The organism is Sorangium sp. So ce185 (assembly GCF_051526825.1).
GTDB classification, from domain to species: Bacteria; Myxococcota_A; Polyangia; order Polyangiales; family Polyangiaceae; genus Sorangium; species Sorangium cellulosum_D.
Genome location: NZ_CP150316.1, coordinates 4,787,246 through 4,809,213 on the forward strand (window position 1 = coordinate 4,787,246; position 21,968 = coordinate 4,809,213).

Consider the following 21,968-nt stretch of genomic DNA (forward strand, 5'->3'; position numbering starts at 1 on the left):
CACGTAAGGCGTTTCAATCCGTTCGAAGGTCGGGGCCGAGGGTCGATAATCAATGGATCTTGCGCAGCGTCTCAATCATCTCGAGTCGGTTCATGACTGGCAAGGGCTCGTCGAGGAGCTCGAGAAGGGGATTGCGGCCGAAGGGGACGCGACCCGGAAGGCGGCATATCACCTGAAGCTCGGGCGGCTGCTCGAGGAGAAGTTCCTTCAGGCCGTCAAGGCGCTGAAGCACTTCCAGGACGCGTACAAGCTGAATCCAGCGCTGCTCGAGGCGCTGGAGTCGGCTCGTTCCATCTACTGGGACCTCGGCAAGACCAACATGGTCCAGAAGCTCCTGGAGCTTGAGCTGAGGAACTCGCCGGAGGGGACGGCGGCCGCCGAGCTCCTCGTGGAGCTCGGCGACGTGCTCTGCGACGCGGGCGATTTCGAGCGCGCAACGGCGACGTACGCGCGCGCGCTCACCGCCTCGGGCGGGACGAGCGAGGAGGCGCGGGCCTGCCTCGGCGACATGCAGGTCGATCAGTCGTCGTGGGCGGCGCACATGGCGGAGCTGGTCGAGGCGGCCGACGCCGCCGCGACCACGAGCGAGCGCAAGCGGCTGCTGCTGCGCGCGGCGCGCCTCGCCAAGCGCTTCGATCGCGATCAGCTCGAGGGCCTGCTCCGGCGCGCGTACGAGGCGGCGCCTTCCGACAAGCAGGCCGCGGCGATGTTCGAGGGGCTGCTCGCCGAGGAGGAGCGGCCGCAGGCGATCGTCGAGACGCAGCGCCGCATCCTCGAGTCGCGCACCGGCGTGGCGCGCGGCGAGGCGGCGTTCAAGTTCGGCGTCCGCTGGGCCACGCGGCACCAGAACGTCGAGATCGGCTCGAAGCTCCTCGAGGAATCGCTCCGGTACGACCCCTCGAACGAGGCGGCGTTCGCCTACCTGCGCGAGCTCTGGGGGACGAAGGAAGGCAACTGGGAGCGCGTCGCCGCGCTGGCGGAGAGCGCCGCGAACCAGAACGGCACTTCGCCGTTCATGATCGCGCAGGCGGGCGGCATCGCCTGGCGGCAGCTCGGCAATCTCATCCGGGCGAGGAGCTGGTTCGAGCGGCTCTCGGCGGTCGCGCCGACGCACCCGAGCGTCAGCGCGTTCGAAGCGCAGATCGGCGAGCGCCTCACGGCCGCCGCGCCGTCCGCCGCCGCGCCCGCGCCCGTCGCGGCGCCCGCGCCGGTCGCGGTCGCGCCGGCCGCGCCCGCGCCCGTCGCGGCCGCAGACGCCACGCCGCTCCCCACGAGCGCGCCGGCGCCGGTCAGCGCGCAGGCGCCCGTGAGCGCGCCGGCGCCCGTGAGCGTGCGCGCGCCGATCAGCACGCCGGCCCCGGTCAGCGCGCCGGCGCCCGTGAGCGGCAGGGCGAGCGCCCCCGCGGACGCCCCGGCCGACGAGGTCAACGCGAGGTCCTCGGTCGCCGACATCGAGCCGGCGCCGCCGCCGCGCGCCCCCGCCGAGAGCCGGCCCGCCGATTCGGAGATCGGCCGGCGGCCGACCGCGCCGCCGCCCCCGGCCGCCGAGGTCGCGGGCCGCGTCGAGGAGCTCAAGGCGAAGGCCCAGAAGCAGGAGCAGGCCAAGCGGTACAACGAGTACGTCAAGACGCTGATCGAGATCGCCGAGGCGGTCTCCGATCCCGCCGAGAAGATCGAGAACTACGCGAAGGCGGCGGAGCTCTACTCGGGCAAGTTCTCGAACGCGGCCGAAGCGGTGAAGTGCTACGAGGCGATCCTCGCGATCGACGGCGAGCACCCGCAGGCGATCGACTTCCTCCGCCAGAGCTACGAGAAGCGGCGCGACTGGGAGAAGCTCATCGGGCTGCTCCGCCGCGAGGCCGCCGCGCTCCCGGAGGGCGGCGAGCGCGCCGCGAAGTACCTCGAGATCGCGAAGCTCGCGTCCGAGCGGGTGAAGAAGGTCGACTTCTGCATCGAGCTCTGGGACGAGGTCCTCGCGAACGATCCGGAGAACCCGGAGGCGCTGAACGCGCTGGCGGGCCTCTACGAGAAGAACAAGGACTACCAGGCGTTCGCGCGGGTGCTGCAGAAGCAGGTCGACACGACCTTCGACAGCACCCAGAAGCTCGCGCTCCTCAGCAAGCTCGCGCAGCTCTACGGCGAGCGCCTCAAGGACGACGAGGCGGCGGTCAAGGCCTGGCAAGAGGTGATCGCGCTGAACCCCCAGGACCGCAAGGCGCAGGAGGCGCTCAAGAAGGCGTACCTCCAGCTCCAGCGCTGGGACGATCTCGAGGTGTTCTACGCCGAGAGCGGCAAGTGGGACGAGTTCATCCGCGTCCTCGAGTCGCAGGAGGCGAAGGAGACCGACGACGCGGCGAAGATCAGCCTGCTGGTCAAGATCGCCGAGCTCTGGATGAACCAGAAGCAGAAGGCGGATCGCGCGGCGCGCGCCTACGAGAAGGTGCTCTCGATCGACGGCGCGCACCTCGCCGCGGCCGAGGCGCTGATCCCGATCTACACGCAGGCGAACAACCCGAAGGGGCTCGCCGGCGCGATCGAGGTGAAGCTCTCGCACGACCAGGACGACGCGTCCCGGCTCGACCTCTACCGGCAGGTCGCGGCGCTCTACGAGACGCGGCTCAAGGAGCCGCAGAGGGCGTTCGAGCGCTACCTCTCGGCCTTCCAGATCGCCCCGCAGGACGAGCAGTGCATCGAGGACGTCGAGCGGGCGGCGCGCTCCACCGAGGGGTGGGACGCCCTCATCGACGCCTACTCGACGGCGATCTCCCGCGCCGAGGGCGAGGGGGACATCGCGCTCGGGGTCGATCTCCGGCTCCGGCTCGGGCGCGTGCTGCTCGACGAGGTGAAGCGCATCGACGAGGCGCTCTCGCAGTTCCGCGCCGTGTACGAGGCGGACGGCGAGAACGAAGCCGCGATCAGCGCGCTGGAGCGGCTCTACCGTGAGACGGGCCGCTTCGGCGAGCTGCTCGGCATCTACGAGAAGAAGCTCGGCATCATCACCGAGCCCGAGGAGCGCAAGCAGATCCTCTACGCGATCGCCGAGCTGTACGAGGGCGAGCTGCGCGACCCGGTGCGGGCGATCGCGACGCACCGCCAGGTGCTCGACGACGAGCCGACGGACCCGCAGGCGCTCGCGGCGCTCGACAAGCTCTACCGCGAGCAGCAGGACTGGGAGTCCTACGTCGACGTGCTCCGCAAGCGGATCGACTCCCCGCTCGACGAGCAGGCGCTCATCGACCTCAAGTTCCGGCTCGGGAGCACCCTCGAGAAGCACCTGAACGATGCGGCGGGAGCGCTCGAGAACTACAAGGAAATCCTGATCCTCGATCCGGGCAACGACGCGGCGCGCCTCGCGCTCGAGGCGCTGCTCTCGAACGAGTCGCTGCGCGCCGAGGCGGCGGCCATCCTGCAGGAGATCTACGAGGGGCGCGGCGACTGGGAGAAGCTGATCCAGGCGCTCGAGATCCTCGCCGCGGCCGAGGGCGACACGGCGACGCGCGTCTCGCTGCTCCGGAAGGTGGCGCGGACGGCGGCCGACAGCCTGAGCGACCTGAACCGCGCGTTCGACGCGCAGTCGCGGGCGCTCAAGGACGATCCGTCGCACGCCGAGACGCGGGCCGAGCTCGAGTCGCTCGCCGCGCAGGCGGGCGCCTGGGACCGGCTCGACGTCATCTTCAGCGAGATCGCCGACTCGCTGAGCGACGCCCGGCTGAGCCGCGAGTACTGGATGCGGCTCGCGAGCATCCACGAGCGGCTCGGCAAGGTCGAGGACGCGGCGAACGGCTACCTCCGCGTGCTCTCGATCGATCCCTCCGACTCCGAGGCGCTGGAGGCGATGGACGCGCTCTACCGGCGCACCGAGCGCTGGGGCGATCTCATCGGCGTCTACCGGCGCCGCATCGAGCTCGTGCACGAGCCCGCCGAGCGCGAGAGCCTCTACGCGCAGATGGCCGAGGTCTACGAGCAGCGGCTCGGCCAGCCGGAGGAGGCGATCGCCGCCTACCGCGAGGTCCTCTCCACCGACGACACGAGCCTGGTGGCGCTGACGGCGCTCGACGGGCTCTTCAGCCGCCAGGGCATGTGGGAGGAGCTGGCCGACAACCTCGAGGCGCAGCTCAGCATCGCGGCCGAGGAGGAGGCGCAGATCCGGCTGATGCTCCGGCTCGCCGCGCTGCGGGAGTCGCGGATGCGGCTCGTCGACTCGGCGATCGACATCTACCGGCAGGTGCTCGAGCGCGAGCCGACCAACGTCGAGGCGCTCGCGGCCCTCGAGCGCCTCGGGAAGCTCCCCGAGCACGAGGTCGCGATCGCGGAGATCCTCGAGCCGCTGTACCGCCAGTCGGGCGACTACCAGAAGCTCATCGGGGTGCACGAGGTGCAGGTGCGCCGCAGCGATGACGTGACCCGCCGCGTCGAGCTGCTCCACCAGATCGCCGTGCTCTACGAGGACGCCGGCGGCGACCTCAACTCGGCGTTCGACACCTACGCGCGGGCGCTGAGCCAGGATCCGGCCTCGGAGTCGACGCAGGAGGGGCTCGATCGGCTGGCGCGCGCGACAGGTCGCTTCGCCGACCTGGCGCGCGTGTTCGAGACGCTGGCGGCGCAGCAGACCGACGCGGAGCTCGCGAGCACGCTCTACACGATGAGCGCGCGCATCTACGAGGGCGACCTCGGCGACATGGACAGCGCCGTCGGGCACTACCGGCGCGTGCTCGAGATCGATCCGCGCAACCTGCACGCGGCCGAGTCGCTCGAGCGGCTGTTCCGGACGTCGGAGCGGTACAACGAGCTGTCGCAGATCCTCCAGCAGAAGGCGGAGATCCTCGACGACCTGAACGAGAAGAAGCTCGCCCTGTTCCAGGCCGCGAGCATCGAGGAGGAGGTGCTCGAGCGGCACGACCAGGCCATCGCGGTCTACGGCAAGGTGCTCGAGCTCGACGCCGAGGATCTCCGGGCGATCGACGCGCTGACCAAGCTCTACCTCAGCCTCTCGCGCTGGCAGGAGCTGCTCTCGGTCTACGCGAAGAAGGCCGATCTCGTCCTCGATTCGAACGAGAAGAAGCGCATCTACTACCAGATCGGCGCGGTGTACGAGCGCGAGCTCGGCAACGTCGCGAGCGCGATCGACACGTACCAGCGGGTGCTCGAGATCGATCCGGACGACCTGCAGGCGCTCGGGCGGCTCGACGTCCTCTACCAGACCTCGGAGAACTGGCTCGAGCTGCTCAGCGTGCTCCAGCACGAGGCGGAGATCACCGCGGATCCGGCCGAGGGCATCAGCTACCAGTACCGGATCGCGGAGCTCTACGAGAAGCACCTCGACGACGTGTCGAGGGCCATCGAGCTCTACCGCGATCTGCTCCAGCAGATGCCCGACCACGAGCCGACGCTCCGCGCGCTCGAGCAGATCAAGGACGGCACCCGCGATCCGCTCGGCGCCGCGCTGGTCCTCGAGCCGATCTACGACGCGTCCGGCGAGTGGCAGAAGCTGATCAGCGTGCTCGAGGTCCGGGTCAAGGTGGCCGAGGACCCGTACGAGAAGGTCGACCTGCTCCACCGCATCGCGCGCCTCTCGGAGGAGATGCTGAGCGACCACGTGACCGCCTTCGAGACGTACGCGCGGGCGGTGACGTTCGACATCGGCAACGAGGAGTCGCTCTCGAACCTCGAGCGGCTCGCGATGATGGTGAACCGCTGGCCGCAGGTCGCCGCGCTCTACGACACGGAGCTCGGCCGGCTCGGCGAGGAGCCGGGGCGCTTCGTCGAGCTCGGGCTGCGGCTCGCGCAGATCTTCGAGACGCAGCTCGACGACATCGACAGCGCCGTCGCGCGCTACCGGCGCGTGCTCGAGGTCGAGCCGGAGAACCAGACCGCGATCGCCTCGCTCGACCGCCTGTTCACGGCGACCGAGCGGTGGAGCGACCTCGTCACGATCCTCTCGCGCGAGTCGGAGATCGCGCAGTCGCCGGACGAGATCCTCGAGTTCAAGTACCGGCTCGGCGTGGTGTACCAGACGCGGCTCAACGACCTGCCGGCGGCCATCGCGGCGTACCGCGAGGTGCTCACCGCAGCCCCCGAGCACTCGCCCACGCTCGAGGCCCTCGAGGGGCTCTTCGCGGCCGGGATCAAGCAGATCGAGATCGGCGCGATCCTGGAGCCGCTCTACCAGGCGGCGGCGGAGTGGGAGAAGCTCGGCGGGGTGCTCGAGGCGGAGCTCACACACCTCACCCAGGAGCCGGATCGGCTGTCGATGTACTACCGGCTCGGCGAGCTCCAGGAGGAGCGCCTCATCTCGCCGGACGGGGCCCTCGCCGTCTTCATCCGGGCGCTGAAGGAGTACCCGCGCGACGAGAAGACGCTCGAGGAGGTCGAGCGGCTCGCCGGCTCGGTCGACGGCGGCTGGGAACTGCTCGCGAACGCGTACGCCGACGTGCTGGGCATCCACGCCGACAAGGACGTGCAGACCAGCATCGGCAAGCGGCTCGCGCGCGTCTTCGAGACCGACCTCAGCGACGTCGCCAAGGCGGAGGAGACGTACCGGTACGTGCTCGGCATCGAGCCGCTCGAGGCCGAGGCGCTCTCGAACCTCGACCGGATCTACACGCAGCTCGAGCAGTACCCGGAGCTCGCGAGCGTGCTCGAGCAGCGGGTGCGCGCGACCGAGGATCGCCCGGAGCTCGTCGACCTGTACCTCCGGCTCGGCCAGACGTACGAGGAGCGGCTCGGGCAGCTCGACGACGCCATCCGCGCCTTCCGGCGCATCTTCGACGAGCTCGAGACGACGAACGAGCAGGCGATCAGCGCCCTCGAGCGCATCTACACGACCAAGGGCGCCTGGACCCAGCTCAAGGTCGTGCTGGAGCGGGAGCTCGAGAACGCGATGGGCGACAGCCAGGAGGCGGACATCCGCGCCAAGATGGCGCACCTGCTCGCCGATCGGCTGAACGACGTCCAGGGCGCGGTCGAGACGTGGAAGCGCGTCCTCGACCTCCGCGGCGAGGATCCGGAGGCGCTCGGGGCGCTGTCCAACCTGTACGAGCGGGTCGGGCAGTGGGCCGAGCTCTGTGACGTCCTCGAGCGCCACTACGACATCGCGACCGACGACGAGTCGCGCGTCGCGGTGCTGCTCCGCCGCGCCAAGCTGTTCCACGAGCAGCTCGGCCGCGACGACTCGGCGCTCGACGACTACCAGCGCGTGCTCGACATCGACTACGCGAACCTCGAGGCGCTCTACGCCATCGCGGCGATCTGGCGGCTCCGCAACGAGCCCGAGCAGATCGTGAGCGCGCTCCACCAGACGGTGGATCGGGCGCGCGACGTGCTGCCGGCCGAGAACGTGATCGCGCTCTACCGCGAGCTCGGGACGACCTACCAGCACGTCCTCGGGCAGGCCTACGACGCGATCGACGCCTGGCGGAAGCTGCTCGAGGTCGACCCGAAGGACTTCGAGGCGATGGCCGCCCTGGAGAACCTGCTCCGCGCCGAGGGGCGCTGGGTCGAGGTCATCGACGTGAAGATGGGCCGGGCGGCGGCCTACGAGTCGCCGGCCGACAAGGTGCGCGAGTACCTCGAGGTGGCGCAGATCTGGGAGCACCAGGTCGAGGAGAAGGACCGGGGCACGCTCGCGTACGAGAAGGTCCTGGAGCTCGACCCGACGCACGACCAGGCCTTCGCGGCGCTCGAGGAGCTCCACGACGCGGCCCGGCGCAGCGAGCCGCTCATCGAGCTCTACCTCGCGCGGCTCGAGTCGCGCGAGGAGGTGCACGAGAAGACCGACATCCTCCGCAAGGTGGCCCGCGTCTTCGAGGAGCAGCTCGAGGACAGGCCCCAGGCGTTCGACGCGCTGCTCACGGCGTTCGAGATGGACTACTCCGACATGGAGACGGTCCGGTACCTCGAGCGCATGGCGCAGGCGACGAACCGCTGGCCCGAGCTCGTGCAGACGGTGAACGGGTGGCTCCAGCAGGAGACGGCCCCGGTCCAGAAGATCACGCTCTGCCTGCGCCTGGCCAAGTGGTACTCGGAGGACCTCGGTCACCCCGAGTACGCGCAGCCGTACTACCAGCAGATCTACGCGTACGACCCGAACAACGTGGCGGTGCTGCGCCAGATGGCGAACTTCTTCAAGAAGACCGGCCAGTGGCAGCGGCAGGGCGAGATGCTGACGAACGCCCTCAACGTCGCGGTGATCGACGTCGACCGGAAGGAGATCCTGACCGAGCTCGGCGAGGTGCTCGAGAAGCACATGGGCGAGGTCGAGCAGGGGCTCAGCTTCTACCGGCGCGCCCTCGACGTCGATCCGCTGCACCTCCCGGCCCTCGAGGCGCTGGAGCGCATCTACACGGATCGCGACCAGTCGAACGACCTCGTCGACGTCCTGCTCCGCAAGGCGAAGGCCGTCAGCGAGCCCGACGTCGTCGCGAGCGTGAAGCTGCGCACCGCCGGCCTCTACGAGACCAAGCTCGGCCTCATCGAGAAGGCCGGCGCGGTCTACCGCGAGGTGCTGGACATCGACGCGTCGAACCTGCTCGCGATGCGGGGGCTCGAGCGCGTGTACACGACCACCCACCAGTGGCCGGATCTCGTGCGCGTCCTCGAGATGCAGCTCGACGTGGTCACCACGGAGCGCGAGCGCATCGACGTGCTGATGAAGATCGCGAACCTCCAGGAGGAGCAGTTCCTGAAGCCGGATCTCTCGGCCGCGCGGCTCGAGCAGGTGGTCGAGATCGACCCGTCGCACGAGCCCGCGCTCGAGGCCCTCGAGCGCTGCTACCGCCGGCTGCGGCAGTGGCACGACCTCATCAACACGTACGACCGCCACATCAACGCCGCCGAGGATCGCCAGAAGAAGATCGAGCTCTGGTCCCATACGGCGAAGGTCTACGCCGAGGAGATCGAGGACCTCGACCGCGCGATCGACGCTTACCTGAACATCGTCGACATCCAGGACACGCACGTCCCGTCCCTGGAGGCGCTGGCGAAGCTCTACGAGAAGCAGGACAACTCGTCGAAGGCCATCGAGTACATGACGCGCGTCGCGGACCTGACCGTGGACGGCAAGCAGCGCGTCGACATGTACTACCGGATCGGCCGGCAGCTCGACGAGAAGCTCGGCGAGCGCGGGCTGGCCCAGGAGCGCTTCGAGATGGCGCTCGATCTCGACCCCACCCACGTGCCGACGTTGGCGGCGCTGCGGGTGATCGCGATCGACGCGGCCGACTGGGATCGCGCGGCGCGCTACCTCGAGCAGGAGCAGATGAACACCGACGCGCCCCGCGCCAAGGCGCGGCTGCTCGTCGAGCTCGGCAAGCTCCGCGACGACATGCTCGGCGAGCACGCGCTCGCCGTGCAGGCGTACGAGATGGCGCTCCAGAGCGACCCCGACAACGAGGACGCCGCGATGCCGCTCCTCAACGAGTACGTCTCCACGGAGCGGTGGGCCCAGGCCGAGCCGCTCGCGGAGATGCTCGTCAGGAAGAGCGGCAAGCGCGACCGTTCAGAGCAGCACCGGCTGCAGCGGACGTTCGGCAAGGTCCTCGAGCGGCTCGGCAAGGACGAGGCGTCGCTCAAGGCGTACACGGCGGCGCACAACCTCGATCTCACCGACCAGGAGACGATCCGGGGCCTCGCCGACGTCAGCTTCAAGCTGAACGACTGGGCGAGCGCGCTGACGAACTACCAGAAGGTGCTCACCAGCCTCGACGAGGCCGAGACCGAGGAGCGCGCCACCGTCTACTACAAGCTCGGCTGCATCAAGCAGGCGCAGGGGCAGTCGAAGCAGGCGGTCAACAACTTCGAGAAGGCGCTCGGGGCCGATCCGTCGCACCGGCCGACGCTCGAGGCGATGGTCGCCGTCTACGACGCGCTCAAGGACTACAAGCAGGTCTGCCACTACAAGCGGCTGATCCTCGACAACATCATGGACGGCGCCGAGCGGTTCAGGATGTTGAACGAGATCGGCGACATCTGGGTCGAGAAGGAGAACAACATCCCGAAGGGCGTCGAGGCCCTGGAGGAGGCGCTCGATCTCGAGCCGCAGAACCACGTCCTGCTCCACAAGCTGCTCCAGCTCTACCAGCGCACGGGGCAGTGGGAGCGGATGGTGGACTGCCTCCAGCGGATCGCGGACCTCGAGCCGCAGCCGGATCGCAAGAGCCGCTACCTCTACACGATGGCGCAGATCTACCGCGACAAGCTGGAGGACCCGGCGCGCGCGGTGGAGCTGTTCAACGAGACGCTGGACCTGAACCCGCACTCCCTCGAGGCCTTCGAGCGCATCAACAAGATCCTCACGGCGCAGAAGGAGTGGAAGCAGCTCGAGCGGGCGTACCGCAAGATGCTGCACCGGGTCGCCGGCAAGGGGAACACGGACCTCGAGTACAACCTCTGGCACGCGCTCGGGCTCATCTACCGCGACCGGCTCGGCGACCGGACGGCCGCGGTCGAGACGTTCCGCATGGCCTCGCGGCTCAAGCCCGAGGACGCGACGGAGCACCTGATCCTGGCGGAGCTCTACGAGCAGTCGGAGCAGTTCGATCTGGCGACCAACGAGTTCCAGGCGATGGTCAAGATCGATCCGATGAAGATCGACCCGTACAAGCGGCTCTACCGCCTGTACGTCGACGGCAAGCGCTACGACCAGGCCTGGTGCGTCGCGGCGGCGCTCGCGTTCCTCCGCAAGGCCGATCCGGACGAGCAGCAGTACTTCGAGGACTACCGCCCGCAGGGCCTGATCCCGGCGAAGAGCCGGCTCGACAACGAGCAGTGGATCAGGAACCTGTTCCACGAGGAGGAGAACCTCTACGTCGGCAAGATCTTCGAGATGATCGCGGGCGCCGCGCTCAGGGCGAAGATCGAGACGCTGAAGCAGAGGAAGGAGCTCCCGGTCCTCGATCCGCGGTTCCTGCAGGATCCGGCGACCTCGACGGTGACGTTCGCCCGGACCTTCGGGTGGGCGGCCAACGTCCTCGGCCTCCCGGCGCCGCGGCTCTACGTGCGCAGCGACGTGCCCGGCGCGCTCGTCGCGGTGGCGAACGAGCAGCCGGCGTCCGTCGCGGGGCAGACCGTCCTCACCGGGTTCTCGCCGCAGGAGCTCACGTTCATCGTCGGCAAGCACCTCGCGATGTACCGCGGCGAGCACTACATCAAGACGCTGTTCCCGACGGTCACCGAGCTGACGGTGCTCCTGTTCGCCGGGATCAAGCTGGTCGCGCCCGACACGCCGGTGCCGCAGGACATCGAGAAGCAGATCATGGCCACCGCGCAGACGCTCCGCGGCTTCATGCAGCCGATGCAGCTCGAGGGGCTCCGCATGGTGGTCAAGAAGTTCCTCGCGGAGGGCGCGAAGGCGAACATCAAGCGGTGGGTCCAGTGCGTCGACATCACCGCGGCGCGCACCGGCCTGCTCCTCTCGGGCGATCTCGAGATCGCGAAGAAGATCATCGCCGCCGAGCCGCAGCAGCCCGGGGATCTCCCGCCCCAGGACAAGCTCAAGGAGCTGATCGTCTTCTCGACAAGCGATCAGTATTTTGCGCTGCGTCAGGCGCTCGGCATCGCCATCGGCGAGGGGTGAGCGCGCGCGTCGGTGAACCCTAAATAGCTGAATCTACATCGGAATCAGAGCATCCGAGGCCGGGGGCGGCTCGCTCCCGGCCTCGGAGCGCTCTATGCCGTCGGGAGGCACATATCCATGAGTCTGCTTGACGAGTCAGCAATCCTTACGAACGATCGGGTGCTGTGACCTCATCATCGATGATCGTCCGGCTCCCCGTGCAGTCCGCGAGAGGCTTCGGGAGATACAGGCTGATCGCAAAGCTGGGGCAGGGTGGGATGGCCGAGGTCTTCCTCGCTGCGCATCGCGGCCCGCTCGGCTTCGAGAAGCTGGTCGTGATCAAGCGGCTCAAGCCGGGGATCGCCACCGAGCCCGAAGTCAACGCGATGTTCCTCGACGAAGCGAGGCTCGCCGCGCGGCTGAACCACCCGAACGTCGTGCAGACGTACGAGTGCGGCCAGATCGACGACCAGTACTACATCGTGATGGAGTACCTGGAGGGGCACTCGCTCGATCGGATCTGCAGGAAGATCGACCCCTCGCGTCACCGCGCGGTGTACCTGGCGATCCTCTCGGACGCGCTCGCCGGGCTGCACTACGCGCACGACCTCATGGACTTCAACGGGCAGCCGCTCCAGGTGGTCCACCGCGACATCAGCCCGCACAACATCTTCGTCACCTACGACGGGCAGGCGAAGGTCGTCGACTTCGGCATCGCGAAGTGGGCGACGCGCGACGCGGACACGAGCACGGGCGTCGTCAAGGGGAAGATCCGGTACATGGCGCCGGAGCAGGCCCTCGCGACGACGGTCGACCGCCGCGCGGACGTCTTCTCGATGGGCCTGATATTCTGGGAGCTCGTCGTGGGCGAGCGCTTCTGGGGGGATCTCTCCGACGTGCAGATCCTCCAGCGGCTCACGTTCGGCGAGATCCCGCAGCTGCGCGAGCGGTGGCCCGCGGCGCCCGAGGCGCTCGATCGGATCTGCTCGCGCGCCCTCGCGATGGCGCCCGAAGAGCGCTACGCGACGGCGGCGCAGATGCGCGAGGACGTCGAGGCCTACCTCGCGACGATGGGCCGGCGCCCGTCGTCGGCCGAGATCGGCCGCCTCATCGGCGAGACGTTCGCGAACCGACGGGCCGAGGTGCGGTCCGCCATCAGCGACCAGCTCGGGCGGCTCCACGCGGCCTCGGGCGAGGGCGCGGAGGAGTTCGAGATCCTCCCGGTGCTCGAGGAGCGCGGCGCGGTGCCGTGGTCCCAGCGCATGCCGGTGTCGCAGATGGCGCAGCAGTTCGCCGCCGCGCCGGTCGCGGATCCGATGCTGGGCGACGACAGCTCGCGCGAGGACAGCATCTCGAACCGCCAGACGATCCCCACGATCATGGTCGCCAACACCAAGCCGACCGGGCGCAAGGCGCTCTTCTGGGGCGCGGGGGTCGCGCTGCTCTCCGTGCTCTTGATCGGCGGCACGTGGGCGGTCGTCTCGCAGTTCCCGATGAAGGAGGACCAGGAGCCGGTGGCCCCTCCGGTCGACCCGACCACGCCCATGGTGATCCAGCCCGCGCCGCCGCCGCCCGTCGCCAACCTCATCGAGCTCCGGATCATCGCCACGCCGATGGACGCGAAGATCTACCTCGACGACGTGGAGCTCCCCAGCAACCCGTTCTTCGCGCGGTTCAGCCGGGATGGCACCGGACATCGCATCCGGGTCACGGCCGATGGGTACACCCCGGAGGCGCGCTTCGTGGTGTTCACGCGCGACGAGGTGCTGACCATCAACCTGCGCCCGGTGCAGACGACGCCCACCAAGCAGGGCGGCGGCTCCGCGCCCCGGAAGTGACGGGCAGGGCCGCGGCCTCGCCGTAGCCACCCGGGCGGGCGACGCGGCGGCCCGGAGGGCGACGCGGTGGCCCCGGAGGGCGGCGCGGTGGCCCCGGAGGGCGGCGCGGCGCCCCCTCTCGGCCCGCGGTCGCGCCGGAAGCGCGCCGCGCGCGGACCTACGGCCTGCTGCTCATCATCGCCTCGAGCGACGGCGGCACGCAGCCGTAGGCCTCGGCGGCCGCGAGCAGCGCCGAGTTCTGCGGCAGGTTGAGCAGGAACGAGCTCGCGTAGGGCGTCCCCTCCAGGCCCTTCAGCCGGCGCAGGAGCGGCGGCATCGCGCGCTCCATCGCCTCCCGCGCGCCCACGAGGTCGCCCATGTCCACGCAGGCGTCGTGCAGCGCGAGGTAGATCGGCGCCTCGTTGAGCAGGCTCGGCGCGCCCGCCTCGACGAGCGCCGCCGCCTCCCGCGCGATCTCGCGGGCCTGCTCGGCGTCGCCGAAGCGGCGCTCCGCCTCGGCGCAGAACCCGAGCGCCACGGGGAGGACGTCGCGGTTCTCCGTGACGCGGTAGGCCTCCGTGGCCTTCTTCAGCAGCGAGCGCGCCCGCGCGAGGCCCGACGACTCGACGCGCAGGAGCTCGCAGCCCCGGTAGAACAGGATGCCGAGCGTCACCCGGTCGCGCACGACCCACATGCTCCCCGCCGCCTCGTCCGCGCTCGCGCGCGGCTCGGCGAGCGCGGCGTCGAGCCGCGGCTCGGGGCCGAACGTCGCCGCCCAGCAGAGCAGGATCATCTGCCCGTGCCGCGCCGCCCCGGAGCTGCCGATCGCCTGCGCCCGGGCGATGCCCGCCTCGATCTCCTGGAGCGCCTCGCCCCGCGCGCCGATGGTCGTGAGCGCGAAGCCGACGTTCATCGTCAGCATCGCCTCGCGCTCCTGCAGCCCGGCGCGGCGCGCCGCCCGCGCCGCGTTCCGGCGCGCCTCCAGCGCCGCGGCGGGCTCGCCGCGCGTCTGGTGCGCGACCGCGCGCGTCTGCCAGGCGTCGACCGCCGCCCAGACGAGGCCCCGCCGCGCCGCGAGGTCGAGCAGGTGCGCGGCCTCCTGCTCCGCCATCGCGAGCTGCCCGGCGAACGCGTGGACCTGCGCCAGCGTGGCCGAGCACTGCGCCTCCTCCTCGACGAGATCGATCGTCCGGGCGCGGTCGCGCAGCGCCGTCAGGCGCCCCTCCAGATCCATCCCGGAGCCGCACGCGTGATCGTAGCGGGCGCGCGCGGTGAGCGTGCGCAGCTCGCTCGCCTCGTCGTAGACGTTCTCCCACATCGCCCGGATCGCCGAGTCGCGCTCGGGCGAGCGCGCGTCGAGCCGCGAGTACGCCTCCTCCAAGAGGACGGCGCGCGCGAACGCCGTCGGCTTGTCGGGCGAGAACACGAGCGCGCGATCGGCCATCGTGACCGCGTCGCGGAGCGAGTTCGTCGCGAGGGCGCGCCGCGCGGCGGCCTCCCAGCGGATCGCGGCCTCCTCGTGCTCGCCGCCGAGGTCGAAGTGCTGCGCCACCGTGGCGCTGTCCTCGCCCAGCCGGTCGAGCCAGCGCGCCGCCGCCGCGTGCAGCTTCTTCCGGAGCTCCTCGCCGACCGAGGCGTACGCGACGTCGCGGACGAGCGCGTGCTTGAACAGGAACTCGCGCGCGGCCGGGAAGCGCGACGCGGGCTGCTCGACGAGCAGCTCCGCGGCGATGAGCTTCTTCAGCGCGGTCTCCGGCTCGGCTACGCCGACCTCGGCGAGGCCCACGTCCCAGACGGACAGGCCGAAGACGCTCATGCGCACCACCGCCTCGCGCGTGGGCTCGTCGAGCGCGTCGAGGCTCACCTGGATGGCCGCCTCGATGGTCGGCGCCGTGGCCGCGTCCTTGCCGGAGGCGATGACGCGCGCGAGCTCCTCGGCGAAGAGGGGCGAGCCGGCCGCCTGCTGCGCCACGCGGTCGAGCGTCGCGTCGTCGAACGGCCGCGCGGCCGCGGCCGCGCTGAAGACGGCCCGCGCGATCTCGCGCGTGGCCCGGCGCGCGATGGGGCGCAGCTCGACGCGGACGTGGTCGCGGCCGGTGAAGCGCTGGCCCTGGTCGCGCCAGAACGCCGGGCGCACCATGAGCATGATGAAGAGCGCCCTGCCCGTCGCCCGCCCGAGGAGGTGATCGAGCCACGCGACGCTCTCCGGGTCGGCCCACTGCGCGTCCTCGACGAGCAGCGCGCACGGCTCGATGGAGGCGGCGCCGACCGCGATGTCGGTCATCGAGAGGTACAGCGCGTCGCGCGCGCCGCGCAGGTCGACGCCGTCGGGGAACGGCTGGTTCGCGAGGAGGCGCGCGAGGAGCCCGCCGTCGCCGTGGAGCAGCCGCCGCGCGCGCACCGCCTCGTCGGCCTGCTCCAGCGACGCGCCCTTCGGCAGGCCCGTGAGGACGCGCAGCGCGTCGGTGGCCACGCCGAGCGCCTGCGCCCGGCCGAACGACTCGCAGCGCAGCTGGACGAGCCGCGGCGGATCCTGCCGGTCGGCGATGCGGGCGACGAACTCGCGCGCGAGCCGGCTCTTGCCGATGCCCGGCGGGCCCGAGATGCTCGTCACGACCGGCGTCCGGTCCTCCACGCAGCGGTCGAACGCCGCGACCGTGGTGATGAGCTCGGCGTCCCGCCCGACGAAGGGCGTCTGCGCGTCGGGCCGCTTCGGCGCGCGCGAGAGCACCCGCACGGCGCCGCTCTCCAGCGGCTCGCCCAGGAAGCGCCCGCGGGACAGCTCCACCGTGGTCGCGTCCGCGAGGACGCGGCCGAGGCCCGCCTCGCGCGCGAGCGCGACCGCGCGGTCGACGACCTCGCCGGCCGATCGCGTCCGGTCGACGCGCATGCGGCCGGAGGCGACGCCGACGCGGCCCCCGCGGTCGCCGAGCCCGAGCCCGAGCTCGAGCGCCCGCGACGCCTCGTCGCCGTGGGCCTGCCGCACGCCGAGGTGGGCGACGATCGAGTCGGCGCCGAGCGGCAGCGCGTCGGCCCCGCGGCGCCGCAGCGCCTCGAGCTCGCGGTGCCGCTCCTCGCCGGTGGCCACGTGCAGCGCCACGATCGTGGTCACGAGCCGCGTGCCCATCACGCCCGGCGGGTTGTCGCTCACGCGCAGCGGGGAAGGGGTGGGCAGGTGCGGCTCGGCGACGAGCGCCGCGAGCCTGTCCGCGACCTCGCGCGCCGAGCTCGGCCGCAGGCCCCGGTCGGCGAGCAGGAGCGCGTGGATCAGCTCGTCGAGCGCCGGGACCACGTCGAGCAGGAACTCGGACAGCCGCGGCGCGGGCGTGGTCGCGAGGCGCACGAGGGTCGCGATCGAGGTCGGCCCCATGTGCGGCGGCCGGCCTGCGACCAGCTCGAACAGCGTCGCGCCGAGCGAGTAGAGGTCGCTGCGCGCGTCCACCGTCGCGTCGCCGCGCGCCTGCTCCGGCGAGATGTACGCCGGCGTGCCGACGGGGCTGCCCGCGTCGGTCGTGAGCACGACCTCCTTCGACGCCGCCACCCCGAAGTCGACGAGCTTGACCCGGACGCCGGCGTCCGGCGGCCCGCGCAGGAGGAGGATGTTCGACGGCTTGATGTCGCGGTGGACGACGCCCGCGTCGTGCGCGGCCGCGAGCGCGCTCGCCACCTGGCGCCCGACCTCCAGCCCCTCGCGCAGCGACAGCGGGGAGCGCCGCTGGCGCGACGCCAGGTCCTCCCCGTCGAGCCACTCCATCGCGATGAACGTCGTCCCCTCCTCGATGCGCCGCCCCTCTGCGTCCGTCGTGGTCGAATCGAGCGTCCCGAACGCCACGACCCGCACGATCCCGGGGTGATCGAGCTCCGAGAGGATCTGCCCCTCGCGGGAGAGGCGGGCCTGGCCCTCGGCGTCGACGCCGAGCGCGGTGATGATCTTCAGCGCGACGTACCGCTCGGTCTGCACGTCGTACGCGCGGTGCACGGTGCCGATCCCGCCGCGGCCGACCTCGCGCTCGATGTGGAATCGGCCGGCGATGAGCGGCCTTGCGGGCTCGATGCGCGCGGAGCTCATGCGCTAGCCGACGTGATCCGTGGGATGGGCGCCGAGCGCGCTCCGGCGCGGCGGAGAGGCGATCTCATGGCGCCAAGCCGGGCGGGGCTGCGGTGTTCCGACGGAGCGCATTCGCCAAGGAGACTACGCTGTCGTCCAGGGTAGTTCCAGTGTCGCGGTCGCGCCGCGAGCCGCGGAAGGAACAATCGAGAAGAATCGAGCGCGCGGGGGCCTCTCTTGACGGATCTGAAAGCTCCTCTTACGGTCAGCGGCTCTGCGCTAACGTCGGGAGTCCCTCGATGCTCGATCGCGTCGCCGTTCACCAGACCCGGCTGCGCACGCCCGGCCTCGGGCTCGATGCCAAGGGCGTCGCGCTCGGGGCCAAGGGGCTCGTCCTCCTGCCGTCGATCGATCGGCTCGTCGCCTTCCTGGCGCTCTACACGCGGCAGGGCTCGCTCGGCGACATCCTCCGCTCGCTCGTCGTCGAGGTCGTGCGATCGAAGCTGGGCGCCCGGGAGGTCACCCTCCTGTTCGCGGCGGAGAGCAGCGACCGGCTCGACCGCGTCGCCGAGATCGCCCGGCTGGCCGGCGGCTACTGCTTCACCGGGACGAGCCGGCACTTCGTCCAGTACCGCGACGCCGCCGCGCCGTTCGGGTACGACGTCCCGCAGATCCTGCCCAGCGACGCGGCGCTCTCGCTCTACCACAACGCCTTCTCGCAGACGTACGAGGTCGAGCGGCGCCTCGACGTGCGCGCGCTGCTGCTCCGGCTCGAGCCGCACCTCGATCCGGCCGCCGGGCGCGAGCCCGGGCCCCGCTGGCTCGTCGCGGAGTCGGGGCTCGGCCCGGCGCTCATCCGCTACCTGTCCCGGAGCAGCGTCGAGGCCGAGGTCGGCCTGTGCGAGTGGCCGCCGGAGTCGAGCTTCGACGACGCCCCGGTCCTCCGCTACCTCTTCCGCGTGCCGGCCATCCCCGACCGGATGGTCCCGCTGCTCACGAGCACGCCGGGCCTCGGGTACTTCGTCCCGGTCGCCCCCGGCGCCGCGGTGGAGATCGGGTTCCGGCACCCGGTCAACCTCCGCGCTTGCCCGGTGTTCAGCGAGGCGGGCCTCGTGCTCTTCCGGGGCAGGGGCCGCGAGGCGCTGGAGGTCGCGAAGCTGCCGGCGATGGGGGACGTCTCGGCGTTCGCCCGGGTCGAGCTCAGCCGCGAGCCCGCGGTGGCGCGGGTGACGCCGGAGGGCGACGCCCGGCGCCCGCCGTCGGTCGTGCTGTCGCTCCGCCTGGTCCCGAGCTCCGAGCCGTGGCGGACGGTGACGGCGTCGTGGATCCGGCTCGAGGAGATGCAGCTCCTCCGGCACGTCGCCTACGCGCTCGGCCCCGAGACGCTGCGCCGGGCCCGCATCGCCTTCACGGCCGCGGGCGCGTTCCTCCGCCACCCGACCGGCATCGAGGGGATCCCGGTCGGCGAGTTCTTCCGGGAGGTCCACCCGGGCCTCTACATCCCCGCCGGCTACGACGCGGTCCCCGCGGTCGCGCCCGGCGTGCTGTTCCGCGCGATGGGCGCCCCGGCCGGGCAAGCGCTGTTCATCGGGCGCGACGGGCGGGCGATCGGCGTGCCCGAGGACGCGTTCGTCCCGCTGGAGACGGCGCTCCTCGAGGCGCAGCAGTGGTCGCCGCTGGCCGCGCAGTCGGCGGGCCTCACGGCCGCGCTGGCGACCGAGCTGCCCGAGGTCGTGCTCGGCGGCGTCGGCATCCGGCCCCTGCGCGACCTCGCCCCGCCCGACGCGAGCGGCGAGCCGAGGGCGCTCCCGCCGGGCGCCGGCCGGGCCCCCCAATGACCGAGCCCGACGCGATCGCCGAGCGCCTCTCCGAGCTCCAGGCGAACGTGCTCGCCCCGCTCGTCCTCGGCGGCCCCCTCCACCCGGTGCGCCCGTTCGGCGTCCGGCTCGCGCTCCTCCTCGGCGACGGCGCGGGGGCGCTCGATCGCGACCTCGGCTCGCGCATCGATGTGGTCCGCGTCCGCGTCGCCCGGCTCGTCGCGCCGGTGGACACGCTCCCGGAGCTCACCTCCGCCGACTGGGCGCTCCTCGCCGCGCTGAACGACCTGCTCCAGCTCACGAACCACGAGCTCGCCGGCGTCCTGACGCGCAGCCGCTATCCGCGCCTGCTCGCGAGCGTGCGCGACCTCTGCGAGCTCGTGCCCGCGCCGGCGGACGTCGCGACCGCGCTGTCGCGCCACGCCACGTTCGCGCGCGTGCTCGACAGCGTTCGCACGGACGCGGTGGTCGCCTGGTGGACGGGCCGCGCGAGCTTCCGCGGCCAGCCCCCGCCCCCGCGGCTGCTCCGGTGGCGGCAGCTGCGCAACGTCGAGGTCGAGACCCGGCGCGTCGGCCTCGCCGACATGGGTCACGGCATCCCCGGGCTCGCCCCGCCGGATTTCACGGACGCGCTCGCCCTCTGGATGACGCGCACGCCGCTCACGGATCTCGCGACCGCCACCCGGAAGAGCCCGCCGTTCGCGTGGTCCGCCTCGACGCTCGCGGTCGTCGCGACCCCGCCTGGCCGGAGCCTCGCGTACCGCGTGCTCCTGCGCCAGCCGCACGACCTCGCCGTCGCGACGCTCGCCCGCGCCGCCAGGGAGGTCCCGCCCCGGTTCGGTCGGGCGCGCGCGATCGCCGAGTCGTTCGCCAGCGAGGTCGCCGCCGGGATCAAGCTGCTCGACGAGCGCTCCGGGGCCGCGTGACCCGCGTGCGGCGTGCGCCGCGCGGTGAGCGACGGGCGACGTGCCGCGCGGTTTTGATCGGTTCAAACGGGGCGTGATACGCTCCGGCCCCCTTTCACGCGCCTCGCGCTGGAGCGACGAACCGTTTGGACCGGCAAGACGCTGAGAACTCCGACGACATGCTTTCTTCTTTCCGGCGCCCTCTCCGCGTCGGCCTGCTTCGGGCGGCGGCCCGGCGCGCGCGGAGCCCGCGGGTGCGCATCGCCGGCGCGGCGCTCGCGCTCTCGCTCGCGGTGAGCCCGGGCGTCGCGTTCGCCCAGGCGTCTGCGCTGCTCGACGAGGGCAAGGCGCTCATGAAGAAGGGCAAGCTCGCGGAGGCCTGCCCCAAGATCGAGGAGAGCTACCGGCTGAGCCCGAGGTCGGCCACGCTCCTCGCGCTGGCCACCTGCCACGAGAAGCAGGGGAAGCTCGCGACCGCCTGGTCCGAGTACATCGATCTCAGCGCCGCGGCCCGCAAGGAGGGCAACAAGCGCCTCGAGGCCGACGCGAAGGCGCGGGGAGCGAGGCTCGAGCTGCGGCTCCCGCGGCTCACGGTGAGCGTGCCGCGGGCCGCCGCCGTCGAGGGGCTCGAGGTGACGCTCGACGGGGCGCCGGTCGACAGCGCGAGCTGGGGCCAGGCCCGGCCGATCGATCCCGGCGAGCACAAGGTGAGCGCGAGCGCGCCGGGCCGGAAGAAGTGGGAGGCGTCGGTCTCGATCAAGCGGGGCGAGCGGAAGGCCGTGGCGGTTCCGGCGCTGGCCAAGGACGGCTCGGCGGCGCCGGAGCCCGCGCCGGCGGAGGAGGCGCCCGCGAAGGAGACGGCGGCGGCCACCGCGGCGCCGGACAAGGGCGCGGCCGGGGAGGGGAAGGGGGCGGCTGCGGCGGGGAAGGGCGCGGCTGGGGGCGGGAAGGGCGCGGCTGGGGCCGGGAAGGATGCGGCTGGGGCCGGGAAGGGGGCGGCGGCGCCGGAACAGACCGCTGCGGGGCCGGAGGAGGACGCGCAGCCCGAGGAGCCCTCCGAGGCCGAGGAGCCGGAGGCGAGCCGGGGCGCCTCGCCGAAACACGCCGGAAGCTTCGTGCTCGAGGTCGGCGCGGCGGGCGGCGCGCTGATCGGGCTGATCGACTCCGGCAGCTTCGGCGACCTGAGCACGTATTCGTACAGCTACAACATCCTGCCCGAGGGCGAGCTCATCGCGCCCTGCAACGACGAGGTCTGCCACGCCAGCTTCGAGCCGGCGATCGGGCCGTTCGTCGGCGGCCAGGCCTTCGTCGGGGTCGCGCTCTCCGAGCGGTTGCACCTCGGCGTCCGGGCGCTCGGCGGCTATCGGTTCGGCGGCGGCTATCTGGTCGTCGGCGGCCCGTCTGCGTCGCTGCGCTTCGGGCGCCTGTGGCTCGGCCTGACGGGGCTCGTCGGCGCGGTGGGGCAGGACGCGAAGGTCACCGGCGTGAAGGGGGAGATCCCCTCCGAGCTGGTCGACCACAACTACGGCCGGACCGAGGTCGACGTGAACGCGCGCGAGGGCAGCCTCCCCGAGACCGCGCTCGTCGAGACGCTCGCGTTCGGCGGCAGCGTCGAGGTGTCGCTCGTGCTGGCGGATCTGCCGAGCTCGAGCTGGACGTCGGGCGCGCTCCTCCTGAGCGCCTGGCCGACCTTCATGAAGGGGCTCGACGGGTTCGTGATCGCCGCGCCGGTGGGCCTCGGGTATCGGTTCTACTGAGCGACTCAAAGCTCCTCATCCCAACCAGAGCCCCGCTCCGCGTTCGTCGCTTGGTACCGCCGCCGACGCGCGC

The 21,968-nt window shown here is 71.7% G+C and carries 6 protein-coding genes; 5 read left to right on the top strand and 1 reads right to left on the bottom strand.

Annotated elements, in window-relative coordinates; all coding sequences use genetic code 11:
* Positions 1 to 52 precede the first annotated feature (52 nt).
* Together WMF26_RS17670 and WMF26_RS17675 are read left to right on the top strand one after the other, a co-directional pair.
* Positions 53 to 11,572 (top strand): tetratricopeptide repeat protein, encoded by an 11,520-nt coding sequence (locus WMF26_RS17670; protein ID WP_438001272.1) that lies wholly within the window; start codon positions 53 to 55, stop codon positions 11,570 to 11,572.
* 257 nt (positions 11,573 to 11,829) lie between these two features.
* Positions 11,830 to 13,389 carry a protein kinase domain-containing protein gene (locus tag WMF26_RS17675; protein ID WP_438001273.1) on the top strand — a complete coding sequence of 520 codons (1,560 nt, stop codon included), beginning with the start codon at positions 11,830 to 11,832 and terminating at the stop codon, positions 13,387 to 13,389.
* Between the two features lie 157 nt (positions 13,390 to 13,546).
* Here WMF26_RS17675 and WMF26_RS17680 read toward each other — a convergent pair whose 3' ends face one another.
* Positions 13,547 to 17,437: a serine/threonine-protein kinase gene (locus WMF26_RS17680; protein WP_438001274.1), complete on the bottom strand. Its 3,891-nt coding sequence runs from the start codon at positions 17,435 to 17,437 to the stop codon at positions 13,547 to 13,549.
* Positions 17,438 to 17,715: 278 nt separating this feature from the next.
* Here WMF26_RS17680 and WMF26_RS17685 point away from each other — a divergent pair, with 278 nt between their 5' ends.
* From WMF26_RS17685 to WMF26_RS17695, 3 genes are all read left to right on the top strand, one after another.
* Positions 17,716 to 19,254 (top strand): hypothetical protein, encoded by a 1,539-nt coding sequence (locus WMF26_RS17685; RefSeq protein WP_438001275.1) that lies wholly within the window; start codon positions 17,716 to 17,718, stop codon positions 19,252 to 19,254.
* Entirely contained in the window at positions 19,251 to 20,159 is a 909-nt protein-coding gene (locus WMF26_RS17690) for a hypothetical protein (protein ID WP_438001276.1), read from the top strand. The genes WMF26_RS17685 and WMF26_RS17690 overlap by 4 nt, the downstream gene beginning before the upstream one ends.
* A 158-nt stretch (positions 20,160 to 20,317) precedes the next feature.
* Positions 20,318 to 21,895 carry a hypothetical protein gene (locus tag WMF26_RS17695; protein ID WP_438001277.1) on the top strand — a complete coding sequence of 526 codons (1,578 nt, stop codon included), beginning with the start codon at positions 20,318 to 20,320 and terminating at the stop codon, positions 21,893 to 21,895.
* Positions 21,896 to 21,968: the final 73 nt, after the last annotated feature.